The sequence below is a fragment of the Aquilutibacter rugosus genome, assembly GCF_036541335.1.
GTDB classification, from domain to species: Bacteria; Pseudomonadota; Gammaproteobacteria; order Xanthomonadales; family Xanthomonadaceae; genus Aquilutibacter; species Aquilutibacter rugosus.
In genome coordinates, this window is record NZ_JAZHBO010000002.1 from 946,638 (window position 1) to 958,846 (window position 12,209).

The 12,209-nt window shown below is 60.9% G+C and carries 14 protein-coding genes; 8 read left to right on the forward strand and 6 right to left on the reverse strand.

The annotated features are described in order from the left end of the window. The first annotated feature begins 10 nt into the window (after positions 1-10). The 5 genes from V3390_RS09925 to V3390_RS09945 all read left to right on the forward strand — a co-directional run bounded on the left by V3390_RS09925 (position 11) and on the right by V3390_RS09945 (position 4,362). On the forward strand, positions 11-592 hold the full coding sequence (locus V3390_RS09925) for an N-acetylmuramoyl-L-alanine amidase (RefSeq protein ID WP_331689859.1): 582 nt from the start codon (positions 11-13) through the stop codon (positions 590-592). A 33-nt stretch (positions 593-625) separates the two neighbouring features. Beyond that, a complete protein-coding gene (locus V3390_RS09930) occupies positions 626-1,516 on the forward strand; it encodes an acyl-CoA thioesterase (protein ID WP_331704295.1) in 891 nt (296 codons plus the stop codon). Between the two features lie 3 nt (positions 1,517-1,519). After that, the gene (locus tag V3390_RS09935) at positions 1,520-2,338 is read left to right on the forward strand and encodes a hypothetical protein (RefSeq protein WP_331704296.1); all 819 of its coding nucleotides are present in this window, start codon (positions 1,520-1,522) and stop codon (positions 2,336-2,338) included. A gap of 12 nt (positions 2,339-2,350) precedes the next feature. Continuing rightward, a complete protein-coding gene (locus V3390_RS09940; protein WP_331704297.1) occupies positions 2,351-3,085 on the forward strand; it encodes an arginyltransferase in 735 nt (244 codons plus the stop codon). 104 nt (positions 3,086-3,189) lie between these two features. Next, positions 3,190-4,362, forward strand: coding sequence for an endonuclease/exonuclease/phosphatase family protein (locus tag V3390_RS09945; RefSeq protein WP_331704353.1), 1,173 nt, complete (start codon positions 3,190-3,192; stop codon positions 4,360-4,362). Positions 4,363-4,378: 16 nt separating this feature from the next. On the opposite strand, the gene V3390_RS09950 is transcribed toward V3390_RS09945, so the two are convergent. After that, positions 4,379-4,663: a hypothetical protein gene (locus V3390_RS09950; protein ID WP_331689855.1), complete on the reverse strand. Its 285-nt coding sequence runs from the start codon at positions 4,661-4,663 to the stop codon at positions 4,379-4,381. Position 4,664: 1 nt separating this feature from the next. After that, positions 4,665-5,870: a formate-dependent phosphoribosylglycinamide formyltransferase gene (gene purT, locus V3390_RS09955; protein ID WP_331704298.1), complete on the reverse strand. Its 1,206-nt coding sequence runs from the start codon at positions 5,868-5,870 to the stop codon at positions 4,665-4,667. A 145-nt stretch (positions 5,871-6,015) separates the two neighbouring features. Here purT and V3390_RS09960 point away from each other — a divergent pair, with 145 nt between their 5' ends. Both V3390_RS09960 and V3390_RS09965 read left to right on the forward strand, forming a co-directional pair. Then, complete coding sequence (locus V3390_RS09960; protein ID WP_331704299.1) at positions 6,016-6,900, forward strand: hypothetical protein; 885 nt, start codon at positions 6,016-6,018, stop codon at positions 6,898-6,900. After that, entirely contained in the window at positions 6,897-7,712 is an 816-nt protein-coding gene (locus V3390_RS09965; protein ID WP_331704300.1) for a M15 family metallopeptidase, read from the forward strand. Before V3390_RS09960 ends, V3390_RS09965 begins: the two co-directional genes overlap by 4 nt. On the opposite strand, the gene V3390_RS09970 is transcribed toward V3390_RS09965, so the two are convergent. The 4 genes from V3390_RS09970 to V3390_RS09985 form a co-directional block, all read right to left on the reverse strand. Further along, positions 7,713-8,354 (reverse strand): DNA-3-methyladenine glycosylase family protein, encoded by a 642-nt coding sequence (locus V3390_RS09970; RefSeq protein WP_331704301.1) that lies wholly within the window; start codon positions 8,352-8,354, stop codon positions 7,713-7,715. Between the two features lie 9 nt (positions 8,355-8,363). Beyond that, on the reverse strand, positions 8,364-9,539 hold the full coding sequence (locus V3390_RS09975) for a polyketide cyclase (protein ID WP_331704303.1): 1,176 nt from the start codon (positions 9,537-9,539) through the stop codon (positions 8,364-8,366). Positions 9,540-9,644: 105 nt separating this feature from the next. Further along, positions 9,645-10,295, reverse strand: a complete 651-nt coding sequence (locus V3390_RS09980; protein ID WP_331689849.1) for a response regulator transcription factor — start codon at positions 10,293-10,295, stop codon at positions 9,645-9,647. A gap of 13 nt (positions 10,296-10,308) precedes the next feature. After that, the gene (locus V3390_RS09985; protein ID WP_331704304.1) at positions 10,309-11,487 is read right to left on the reverse strand and encodes a sensor histidine kinase; all 1,179 of its coding nucleotides are present in this window, start codon (positions 11,485-11,487) and stop codon (positions 10,309-10,311) included. Between the two features lie 148 nt (positions 11,488-11,635). Here V3390_RS09985 and V3390_RS09990 point away from each other — a divergent pair, with 148 nt between their 5' ends. Beyond that, positions 11,636-12,202, forward strand: coding sequence for a GNAT family N-acetyltransferase (locus V3390_RS09990; RefSeq protein WP_331704305.1), 567 nt, complete (start codon positions 11,636-11,638; stop codon positions 12,200-12,202). Positions 12,203-12,209: the final 7 nt, after the last annotated feature.

Consider the following 12,209-nt stretch of genomic DNA (forward strand, 5'->3'; position numbering starts at 1 on the left):
GCATTTGCCCATGCCCGCTGATCTGCCGCCACTGAACCTTCTTCCCGATCCGCTGCCCTACGAATCGCGTCTGGAGTCGCGTGCGCCCGAGCAAGTGGATCTGGTTGTGATCCACTGCACCGAATTGCCGGATCTGAAGACAGCGCGGGAGTTCGGTGAGTCCGTGCTGTATCAGGAATCGGGCACAGGCAATAGCGGGCACTTCTATGTTGACCGGGACGGCAGCGTGCACCAGTACATCCAACCCCGGTACGTCGCCCATCACACCCGCGGCTATAACCCGCGCTCGATCGGCATTGAACTGGTCAATACCGGTCGCTATCCGAATTGGCTGGATTCACGCCATCAGGCCATGGACGAACCCTATACTGCGCTGCAGATCACGGCGCTGATCCGATTGCTGCAGGAACTGAGTGCGCAATATCCGCGCCTGCAGTTCATTGCCGGCCACGAGGATCTGGACACCACGCGCGTTCCGGCCAGCGACGATCCGAGTCTCGAGGTCGCCCGCAAGCGCGATCCGGGTCCGCAATTCCCGTGGGGCGATGTATTGGCGGCCATTCGACTGGTCCGGCTGCAGGCGGCTCCATAACCCGCATGCGATAATGGAGGGCTGTTTTTCTGTATGTCCGCGATGACCTCGACTGTCCCTGAATTACTCGATCTGCTGCAGCTGGAACGGCTGGAACAGAATCTCTTCCGCGGCCAAAGCCGTGATATCGGCACCAAATTCGTATTTGGTGGCCAAGTGCTGGGGCAATCACTGAGTGCTGCGCAGGCCACGATCGAAGAAGATCGCATCGCCCATTCGACCCACGCCTATTTCCTGCGTGCCGGCGATATTGAACATCCGATCGTGTATCAGGTCGATCGCACCCGTGACGGCGGCAGTTTCAGCGTGCGCCGCGTGACCGCCATCCAGCATGGCCAGCCGATCTTTTTTATGGCCTGCTCGTTCCAGACGCCCGAAGACGGCGCCGAGCACCAACTCTCCATGCCCGAGGTCCCCAAGCCCGACGATCTCCCCGCGCCGATCCCGGTGCCGGCTGAAACAGCGGCCACCTTGCCGGCCATGGTACAGCGATGGTTGTCGCGCCAGGGGCCTTTTGAGTTCCGCCACATCTATCCGCGCGACGAACTCAATCCGACCAAGCGCCCGCCGTTCCAGCAAGTCTGGTTCCGTCTGAGCGAACGCGTTGGCGATGAACCCTCGTTGCATCGCTCCTTACTGGCTTACGCGTCGGACTTCCATCTGTTGGGCACGGCCACCTTCCCGCACGGCGTCAGCTATTACCAGCCTAATGTGGTCATGGCTTCGCTCGATCACGCTCTGTACTTTCACCGACCGTTTCGCGCGGACGAATGGCTGCTTTACTCCATGGACAGCCCCACAGCGCAGGGTGCACGCGGATTGGCCCGCGGCATGGTTTACGATCTGCAAGGCCGTCTGGTGGCCAGTTCCATTCAGGAAGGCCTGATCCGTGTAATGGATCCGGCGCAACAGGCCGGCAGTTAAGTCATGCGCCAGGTCTTTGTCAGCGATCGTCTGGAAACTGTCGAAGGCGTGGTCCGCCTTCTGAACGACAACGGCATCGAAGCGATTGTCCGCAACGGGCGCGGTTACCGCGGCAACCGACGCCAGGACTTCAGCTTCCGGCAATCGGCACCTAACCTGCCCGAAGCCTGGGTCCTCAACAACGATGACAAGACCCGCGCCCGACAGCTGCTGTTCGACGCCAAGTTGATAGACTCCACGCGCGACCGCGACAGTTATCTGGCCGGCACGCAACGCCGCGACGACGCGCTCCAGCGCAAAGGCAGTCGCGCCATGACCTTGCGCTTGGTCGCACTGGCCGTACTGACCATTGGCGCCGGCATCTTTTTTATGACGCGCACTCACTCGCCGCTCGATCGTGCGGATGCAGCGCTGCAGGGCCCGATCGATTCGACCAGGAGCCGACCGCTGCCACTAAGTCTGCAGATCAGCGCTTTGCAGCAAGGCATTGATCTGGGTGCCATGCCGGCGCTATGCCTCAGCGTGGATGGCCAACGTCCCGTCAATGATCTGATGGTGCGCTTGCAGGGCAACGGCAAACGCATCGTGCCGTTCAATCACTGCCAACGGCAATCCGACCCGCTGACGGGATCGCATCTTACCGACGGCACGCCGGCGGAGTTCATTGAGATCGGCAATTTCCGTGCGCGTTCCGCCACCGAAGGCGTCATAGATATCAATACCTTTCACCATCAGCAGTGGGCACACTACCGTACGTATCGTGTCGAACTGATCAACGGCCGATGGGCTGTCCGTCAGCTGACTCGTCACGTCGCGGCGTAACGGCTACCCGCCATGGGCACCGAACGCGACACTGACATCCGCCTGTTCCGAACTGCAGAACACGAATGCGGTTATTACGATGACCGAATGGCACGCGATCTGGTCATTGACCCGCAGGATCCGAGCCTGCCGCTGATCTACAACCAGGCCCTGGCCAATGGCTTTCGTCGTTCGGGTAGCATCGTCTATCGGCCGGACTGCCTGGAATGTCAGGCCTGCACTGCACTACGCCTGCCGATTGCATCGTTTCAACACTCGCGAAGCCAACGTCGCTGCCTGCAGCGCAATGAGACTGTTTCCGCACAATGGGCGCCACCAACTCGCACGCCGGAACAGTTCGATCTGTACCGTCGATACCTGCAGTCACGCCATCGCGATGGCGGCATGGACGCTCATGAGGAACCGGATTTTGATGAGTTCCTCACCGGCACGTGGATGGATACGCGCTTTCTGGAAATGCGTGAGGACGACAAACTCATCGGCGTCGCCGTTACCGATGTCGTGGACGACGGTCTGTCGGCCGTATACACATTCTTTGAACCTGAGATGGCGGCCCGCAGTCTGGGTACGTTCGCCATCCTGCGCCAGATCGAATGGGCGCGCGAGTGGAGCCTTCCTTATCTCTATCTGGGATACTGGATCCATGACCACCCCAAGATGGATTACAAGCGGCGTTACGCGGGTGCCCAAGTGCTGGTCGGCTCTCAGTGGCTGCCCATTTCCATGCTCAATTCGGAGTCGAGATGAAATCTTCCCTTTTAATCAGCGGCGCACTGTCAATGGCGATGCTGACCGCCTGCACACCGCAGCAATGGATCGAGCGTCGCGTCGAATCCGCAGTGACCAATGCCATGGATGAAATCTCCAAAGACAGCGTCGATGTCCGCCGCAAACCGGGCACGCAGCTGCGCATCGCCACGTTCAACACCTCGATGTTCGATGATGCCGATGGCGGACTGCTCACGCGCCTGCGCAGTGACGATGCCAATATCCGCCGTATCGCTACCGTGATCCGCACGGTCCGTCCCGATGTCGTACTGCTCAACGAATTCGATTACGTGGCCGATGGCTCGGCAGTCGATCTGTTCCGTACGCGTTTTCTGCAGGCGTCTGTCGCGGGCACGGACCCTATTACCTATCCGTACCGCTACATCGCACCGGTAAATACCGGGGTGCCGAGCGGTCTGGATCTCGACAACAACGGCCAAGTCGGCGGCGACGGTCGCAGCGCAGGCAATGACGCCTGGGGCTATGGTCTGCATCCCGGCCAATACGGCATGGTGGTCCTGTCGCGTTATCCGATTGATGCGGCCGCCGTGCGAACCTTTCAGAATTTAAAGTGGTCCGCGATGCCGCAGGCCATGAAACCTGTCGATCCGACCACCGGCAAGGACTGGTATTCGGCCAAGGCATGGGGTCAGTTGCGACTTTCCTCCAAGTCGCACTGGGATGTACCCGTTTTCGTCAACGGCAAGACCGTGCATGTACTGGCCTCGCATCCGACGCCGCCCGTGTTTGACGGTCCCGAGCGTCGCAACCGCAACCGCAATCACGACGAAATCCGTTTGTGGCGCGAGTATCTCGACAATGCCGCTACCTCTGCGCGCTGGCTGTGCGATGACCGCGGACACTGTGGCGGTCTGGCGGCCGATCGTGCCTTCGTGATCATGGGCGATCAGAATGCCGACCCCGATGATGGCGATGGCGTTGCCGGCGCCGTTCGGCAGATCCTGGACCATCCGCGCGCGCAAACCGGCAATGCTCCGCGCAGTGCGGGCGCAGCGCTGAGGGCATTGGACTACGGCAAGGAACGCAAGGGCGATGTGAGCACGCACACCGGCGACTTCGGTCCCCAAGCGGGCACCTTGCGTCTGGATTACGTCATTCCGTCAAAGCAGTTCGAGATTCTCGGACAGGGCGTGTTCTGGCCCTTGCCGAAAGACCCGCAAGCCGATGCCACCACCGCCAGCGATCATCACATGGTGTGGATGGATCTGCGCTTCGGCCCCGACGACTCGCGCTGAGCGCGTCGGATAGCCGTTACCTACGCGGCTGAAAGCCGATGGATTCCGGCGCGACTATGGTCAGGATCATCTTGATCATCCCTAAGGGGATCATCATCTCGACCGTCATGTCGACGCCTTTGGCATCTTTACCGTGCAGTGTGAGTTCGCACAGGGCGCCACCGGTATCGACTTCGGCGGCGACGATATGCGGACCGCTGGCGTCCTTTTGAATAAACGGAGCGGCGACGGGTCCTAGCGCTTCGGCCGCGCTATCGAGTAAGTAGACGGCGTAGCGCCCCACCACAGTTTCGCTGTTCAAATCAGTTCTCCGGATCCAGGGTAATTTGCAGGGCCGCAGCGGCATCGCGCGCCTTGCGGCGGGCCTCATCAATTGATGTTCCCAGTGCCAGCGTAACCGCCACGCGGCGCTGACCTTGCACAATCGGCTTACCGAACAGGCGCAATGCAGTACCCCGCTCGTTCAATGCGCGATCCACACCGTCAAACTGCGGCACGCCGTTGCCTTGCGCGAGCACCGCACACGAAGCCGACGGACCGTAATCCACCAGCTGCGGAATCGGCAGACCCAGAATCGCGCGCGCGTGCAGTGCAAATTCACTCAATTCCTGACCGATCAGTGTGACCAGCCCGGTGTCGTGCGGTCGTGGAGACACTTCGCTAAACCAGACCTGATCGCCTTTGACGAACAGCTCCACACCGAACACACCCCAACCGCCCAGCTCGGCCGTGACGGCATCGGCGATGCGTTGCGCCTCACTCAGAGCGATCGGCGACATGGGCTGCGGCTGCCAGCTCTCGCGGTAGTCGCCATCGCGCTGCAAATGACCGATGGGCGCGCAGAAACTCACGCCACCGGCATGGCGCACGGTCAACAGTGTGATCTCGTAATCGAAATCAACAAAGCCTTCGACAATGACGCGGCCGGCACCGGTGCGACCACCGGTTTGCGAGTAATCCCATGCGGCCTGCACATCGTCGGCGCTGCGCACGGTGCTCTGCCCTTTGCCGGAGGACGACATCACCGGTTTGACCACGCACGGCATGCCGATCTGCTCGACGGCATCGCGATAGGCCTCGAGCGTGTCTACAAACGCATACGGCGAGGTCGGCAGGCCTAAGGCCTCTGCGGCCAGGCGGCGAATGCCCTCGCGATCCATGGTCAGCTGCGCGGCACGCGCCGTCGGAATCACGCGGCGGTCTGAATCCGCGCCCCACTCGCTCTCCAGCTCAACCAGTGTCTGCGTATGGATCGCTTCGATCTCGGGCACGATCAGGTGCGGTTGCTCCCTGTCGACGAGCTCACGGACCGCCTGCGGATCCAGCATATCGAGCACCACAGCGCGGTGGGCCACATGCATGGCCGGCGCGTTGGCGTAACGGTCGGCGGCGATCACTTCGACACCGAATCGCTGCAGCTCGATGGCCACTTCTTTGCCGAGTTCGCCGGATCCCAGCAGTAAGGCGCGAGTCGCCGAAGGCGCCAACGGGGTGCCAATGGAAGTCATGTGAACTCTGTCTCCGGATGTAGTTTTCGTGGCGGCCGGTCCATGCCATCCTATACAGATGCGATCCGCCCCGGCCTTGGGCCCTTCCATTATAAATCGAGCGGCCAGATGGCCGCGGCAAGCTGCGTTGTTGCGTACAGCGGCAATGCTGATGCTATGCGCCGTGGTGAGCGCCTGCGGAGTTCCCTTAGGCGGTAAAACGGCATCGCGCCTGCAGGGCGTGATCGTGGATCAGCAGCTCAACGAAATCAGCGGTCTGACGGCATCGGGTCGTCACGCCAACGTATTCTGGGTCATTGACGATGGGGGCAACGCGGCCCAACTGTATGCCATTAATCGCTACGGCACGCGCGTGGCCACCTACACCATCGACGGCGTCAACAAGACCGACTGGGAAGACATCGATCAGTACACGATCAATGGCCGGCATTATCTGGTGATCGCCGACACCGGCGACAACGGTGCGCTGCGCAAGACGCTGCAACTGCATGTCATCGAAGAGCCGGCCGCTCTGTCCAACAGTCGCCTGCAACCGACGCGTTCGATTGCTTTCCGTTTTCCTGACGGTCCGCACGACACCGAAGCGATGACAGTGGATATTGCCAGTCGCCAAGTATTGCTGATCACAAAAAAGCGCAAGCCGCCCATTCTGTTTAGCGTGAGTCTCGACCCGGATGCGCCGAAAGTTCAGACCGCGAAACGCCTGGGGGATGTGATCGGCGTGCCTTCGGCCAGCAAGGCCGATCTGAAAGCGAGACCGCGCCTGGCGCCCTATGATCATCAGGTCACTGCGGCCAGCATCTCGCCCAATGGCAACACAATGGCCGTGCTGACCTATCGGTACGTACTGCTCTACACGCGCAAGGGCAAGGAAAAGTGGAGTCGGGCCGTATCGCGCGATCCCTTAGTTCGCGTCCTACCCGTCATTCCGCAAGCCGAGGCGATGGGCTACACAGCCGACGGCAAATCGGTGTTTGTAACCGGCGAATTCAGCGTGGCGCCGTTGTACAGGATCCCGGTGCCGCAATGAGCGATGCATCGCAGCAGCTGCTCAATGCCGCCCTTGTCGAGCTGTGGCCTCAGCGCGTCATGGATGCCAATGGTCTGCTACCACCGGCCTGCGATGAGAATGCCGGCTGGCGCGTTCGTGACAAGTCCGGCGGACTGTTCCCTGCTCGCATCACCGCGCAAGGCGAGTTCGCATGGTGCCCTGAGATCGCGCCACCTGCCGATCCCGCCGGGTTCCGCAGCGCCGCGCTGGAACGACTGACTGCGCATACCGAGCTCGGCACCACCGTACCTCTCGATGACCTGCTGAGCTGTCTGGATGCGCTGCAGGTGGACCCCGCTCAGTACGCAACGCGCACGGGCCTGCGCTTGCTGCCGGAGCCGTCGCACTTGCACTTTGCGGGCTTTGACCGATACGGCCGCAGCCTCTGGCTCGAACTGCATACGGCACTTGCCTGGACTCGCATGCTCGCTGCTGCAGCCAACGATGGCATCACGCTGGAAGCGATCTCCGGCTTTCGGAGCCACCGTTATCAGCTCGGCATCTTCCGCCGCAAGCTCGAGCGCGGCCAGACCGTCGCTGAGATCCTGCAGGTGAACGCCGCGCCGGGCTTCAGCGAGCATCACACCGGTCTGGCGCTCGACATTTCCGCTCCGGGCGAACCCGCCGCCGAGGAATCCTTCGAAGGCACCCCCGCCTTTGAGTGGCTCACAGCTAACGGCGCCACTTACGGCTTTACGATGAGTTACCCGCGCGACAACCCGCACGGCATTGTCTATGAGCCCTGGCATTGGGCCCGGGGACACGCCCTTCGCGCCGCCGAGTCGTTCTAGCTACAACTGCAGATCGGCGATGCGCCACAGCATCATGGCCGCGTAGGTACGATACGGACCCCAGGCCTCGCTACGTGCGATCAACTGCTTGGGCGTTAGCATGACCTCCGCCCCATCGACCCTTTGTGCGCCCTTGCGCACGCCCAGATCGTCAGCGGGCAGCACGTCAGGCCGCCCGAGACGAAACATCAGCAGCATCTCTGCGGTCCAGCGGCCAATGCCGCGCACGGCCGTCAGCCGATCAATGATCACGTCGTCGGACAAATGCACGAGCTGCCGGTACGAGGGGATCTCACCCGCCGCCTGTCGCGCCACCAAATCACGCAAGGCGCGCGTCTTGGCGCCGGATACACCGCAGGCACGAAGAACCTCATCGGAGACGGAATCCAGCGCCGCGCCGCTTAAACGCGGGCCACCGATCGCCGTCTCGACCCGCCCGACGATGGTCGCCGCGGCCTTGCCGGACAACTGCTGATACAGGATGGATCGCGCCAACGCATCGGCGGTGTCAAACGATTGCTTCCACGAAATTGGGGCCTCAAGAGGCCCCAATTTGCGGATCCACGGTTTGAGCGTCGGGTCCTTGCGGACCAGATGCCTGGCAGCGGCCACGGTGTCAAAGCCGCGGGGGATCGCTGCCATGGAGAGAACTTACGGCGTGGCGGCCGGTTCTGCAGCCGGTTCAGCAGCAGCCGGAGCGGCGGCGCCTTCAGCAGCTTCGGTCTTGGCAGCGCCATCGAGCGAAACGCCTGCCGGCAGTGCCTTGACGCGTTGGTAAACGGTGTAGTTGCCGGTCGGCAGGAAGCTGCCTTCGACACCCGAGAACCACGATTCAAACGCACGGCCCACCGGGGTAGCGCCCTTAGCGGCAGCCCACTGAGACAGCGCGTTGCGGAACTTAGGCAGATCATTGTAGGTACCGACAGCAGCCACTTGCACGGCCGGACCGGCCGGAATGTATTCGGCCTTGACGCGGTTATCGGTGCGGATATCGATTTTGCCGCTGGCGCCGGCCTTTTTGACCGGTTGAGCCACGTCGAATGCATAGGTGGCCTGACCGAAGTTGGTGGTCACGATTTGCAGCGGACCGTCAGCAACCAGGCCATTGGCGTTCATGGTGGCGACCAGCGTCGATTGCGCATCCTTGATGGCGTTCTTCAGCGGTTCTTCGGCACGGGCGACTTCGACCGAGACCGAGATGATGTTCTTTTCACCCAGTTGCGAGAACTTAGGCGCGGTAGCCGGATCGCCGGTTTCCAGATCGGTGTAGTCGAAGTTCGGGATCAGAGCCAGCATGTCGTTGAACTTGCGCATACCGGACTTGAGGTCCTCGCCAACGGTTGCCGAGACATACAGACCGGCATAGCGGCCGATCAGGTTGAAACCGTAATCGACGTCATACGACTGGACGACCTTGGTGTTGCGCTTCATGCGGCCGGCCGAGCTCAGCGTGAACTTCATGCGCTTGTTGTAGCCCTTATCGGAGTTGTCGACATCGACCGAGACCGACTTCAGCGGCACGCTGTCGGTAATCGTCCAGGAGCCGACACCATCACGGTTGTTCAGCGACATGTAGTCCAGACGTGCACCCTTGCCCGTAGACGGACCCGAGAATTTGGTTTGGACGGTGGGGCTACGCTGTGCAATTGGGTTCCAGTCCTTCCAGCGCGCAAAGCCGTTCAGTGCGTCAAAAACGATGGTGCGCTTGCGGTTGGTTTCCATTTCAGCCGACATGTGACGGCTCGAGGGCAGAATCAGGCCGACCACCAGGAACATGGTGAAGACGATACCCAGGGAAATGAGGACTTCTTTGATACGGTTAGACATTCAGGTTCTCCGGAGCCGGTCCCGGGACGGGAGGGGCACATTTTCTAATCGTATCAAGCCATTCGGCCGGATGCGAGATGTTAGACCGGAATTTTTTACAATTTTTTACACTAATTGCAGCTCCAGAGCCTTCAGGACGGCCCGAGTCCGGTCCCGAACCCCCAGCTTGGACAGGATATTGGAGACGTGATTCTTGATCGTTCCCTCGGCCACGCCAAGCGAATTAGCGATCTCCTTATTGGAAAAACCGCCCGCCATTAGCCGCAGGATTTCCGTTTCCCGTTCGGTCAGCGGATCGGGCTGCTCCAAAGACACGAAATTGTTGTTGAGCTGCTCCAAACCCGACATCAGACGCTGAGTCAGCGCAGGCTGCATCAGCGATCCACCGGCGTTGACGGTCTCAATGGCCTCGACCAACTGCTCCAGCGACACGTCCTTCAGCAAGTAGCCCTTGGCACCGGCACGGATACCGGCCAGTACCAGCTGATCGTCATCAAACGTGGTGAGGATGATGGTTGGCGGCAAGTTGCCCGCGGCAGCCATGGACTGCACCGCTTCGAGCCCGGACATTACCGGCATGCGCATGTCCATCAACACCACATCGGGCTGCGCTAAGGGAATCGTCTCCAGCGCCTGTTTGCCGTCAGTGGCCTCGCCTACGACTTCGATGCGGTCACTCAGCCCCAGCAGTGAACGCACGCCTTGTCGCACTAGGGTTTGATCATCAACCAGAAATACACGAATACGGTTAGTCATAGTGCCACCTCGCTCAGGGGTCAATCAGGTTAGCAGTCTGGGCCAGGGCGACCCGTCTGTCTTCGTGTAGCGGAACATGGAGCAGAACGCGGAAACCGCGCCCGGGCTCGGTCTGGATGCGTACATCGCCACCGATCTGATGCAGGCGCTCCTGCATACCGGACAGTCCGTTGCCGGCAATCCAGCGATCGGCACCGCGGCCGTCATCGTGCGCATCGAGTTCGACCTTGCCTTCGACAGCGCGAACCTGGATGTGCAGATGGCGCGCCTGCGAATGGCGCACCGCATTGGTGATGATCTCCTGTGTGCAGCGTAACAGCACATGCGCACGCGCCGGATCGTCCATCACCAAAGGTTCGCGAATATCCCAGTGAATCTGGATGCCGGGCACGTTATCGCCTAGCGGTCGCAGCGACTGCCCTACGTTCATCGCGCCGGTCTCACGCAGTTGCGAGACCACTTCGCGCACATCGGTCAGCAGCAGCTTGGCCAGCGTGTGGGCCTGGGTGATGTGGTGCTTGGGGGCGCCTTCGGCAAGATGGCCTGCCACCTCTAAATTGAGACTCAACGCGGTCAGGTGGTGACCGAGCAAATCGTGCAGTTCACGACTGATGCGAGTACGTTCGGTCATGCGGGTGGATTCGGCGAGCAGTAAGCGCGTGCCCCGCAGTTCGGCATTCAGGCGGCGCTGTTCATCGCGTGCTTGCGCCTGCTGTCGCGCTACGAAACCGGTAGCGAACACGAACAGACAGAAACCGCCGTACAGACTCGACTGCATCAGCGCATCAGACCACGAGTAATTCATGGATCGAAACACCGGAATAAAGGCCAGGTTGCTGCAGATCACCCATAGGATGCCCAGGGTTGGCGTCAGCAGCCAGGCAAACACCGAGGCGGCCACCATCAGCAGGATCGACCCCAGTCCGCTACCGGAGAAAAACCCGAAACCGAGCGCACTGGAGGTCATGATGACCATCAGGATGTAATCGGCGACCCGAGTCTGTTTGCGACCCAGATTGCGCGTGCTGAGAAAATAACTCAGCCCGAAACTCAGATAGCAGATCCAGATCCATTGCACATCGCGCTCACCGAACTCTTCGCGGCGAAGCAGGTCAAAGATCGGAAACCCCATCAGCGCCCATGTAAACAGGCCGGAATAGCGCAATAGACGGATGTGGTTGAAGCGGGTCATGGTGAGTCCATCGTACGGCATCGCACGAACCCTGCCATGCCCCTTTGGTCATGGGTGCGGCCGAGCCCGGTTCGAGTCGCCGCAGGCGCCATGTGGCATAATTTCAAACGGTGGCTCACCCACCGGCGACAGGCTTTTGGAGCGATATATGGCGGTACAAATCCGGGACGTTCGCGAACAGGATCTCGATGCGGTACTGGCTGTCAACAACACCGCCGGCCCTTCGATCATTCCTCTGGAGGCGCAACGCCTGCGCCATCTGTTCGACACCGCCGAATACTTCCGCGTCGCCGAGATCGAGGGCGTCCTGCACGGTTTCATCATCGGTTTCGGCTCCGGGGCCGCACACGATTCCTCCAATTTCCTGTGGTTCCGCCACCACTACCCCGAATTCTTCTATATTGACCGCATCGTAGTGGACAACGAAACGCGCGGCGGCGGCCTCGGCCGCATTCTCTACGCCGATGCGGAGAGTTACGCCGAACCGCGCTACCCGCAGTTCGCCACCGAGGTCCTGATGGATGAGCTGGCAGACAAGGTCCTGCTGTTCCACGGCGGACTGGGATTCCGCGAAGTCGGCCAAACCGGCATGGACAATGCCAAGTTGCGGGTTTCGATGCTAATGAAGCCTCTGTATAGTTACGATTGGATCCGCAATACGTATGGCAGCAAACTGCCTGACGTCGAGTGGATCCAGCACCCCCGCGCGGTCTGAGCCGCCA

Bases quoted from the DNA above. Each gene is read 5' to 3' on its own strand.
- V3390_RS09925 (WP_331689859.1), top strand. From the start codon at position 11: ATGCCCGCTGATCTGCCGCCACTGAACCTTCTTCCCGATCCGCTGCCC.
- V3390_RS09970 (WP_331704301.1), bottom strand. From the start codon at position 8,354: ATGGCAGCGATCCCCCGCGGCTTTGACACCGTGGCCGCTGCCAGGCAT.
- V3390_RS09960 (WP_331704299.1), top strand. From the start codon at position 6,016: ATGCTGATGCTATGCGCCGTGGTGAGCGCCTGCGGAGTTCCCTTAGGC.
- V3390_RS09975 (WP_331704303.1), bottom strand. From the start codon at position 9,539: ATGTCTAACCGTATCAAAGAAGTCCTCATTTCCCTGGGTATCGTCTTC.
- V3390_RS09965 (WP_331704300.1), top strand. From the start codon at position 6,897: ATGAGCGATGCATCGCAGCAGCTGCTCAATGCCGCCCTTGTCGAGCTG.
- V3390_RS09945 (WP_331704353.1), top strand. From the start codon at position 3,190: ATGGATGAAATCTCCAAAGACAGCGTCGATGTCCGCCGCAAACCGGGC.
- V3390_RS09935 (WP_331704296.1), top strand. From the start codon at position 1,520: ATGCGCCAGGTCTTTGTCAGCGATCGTCTGGAAACTGTCGAAGGCGTG.
- V3390_RS09940 (WP_331704297.1), top strand. From the start codon at position 2,351: ATGGGCACCGAACGCGACACTGACATCCGCCTGTTCCGAACTGCAGAA.
- V3390_RS09990 (WP_331704305.1), top strand. From the start codon at position 11,636: ATGGCGGTACAAATCCGGGACGTTCGCGAACAGGATCTCGATGCGGTA.
- V3390_RS09980 (WP_331689849.1), bottom strand. From the start codon at position 10,295: ATGACTAACCGTATTCGTGTATTTCTGGTTGATGATCAAACCCTAGTG.
- purT (WP_331704298.1), bottom strand. From the start codon at position 5,870: ATGACTTCCATTGGCACCCCGTTGGCGCCTTCGGCGACTCGCGCCTTA.
- V3390_RS09930 (WP_331704295.1), top strand. From the start codon at position 626: ATGTCCGCGATGACCTCGACTGTCCCTGAATTACTCGATCTGCTGCAG.
- V3390_RS09985 (WP_331704304.1), bottom strand. From the start codon at position 11,487: ATGACCCGCTTCAACCACATCCGTCTATTGCGCTATTCCGGCCTGTTT.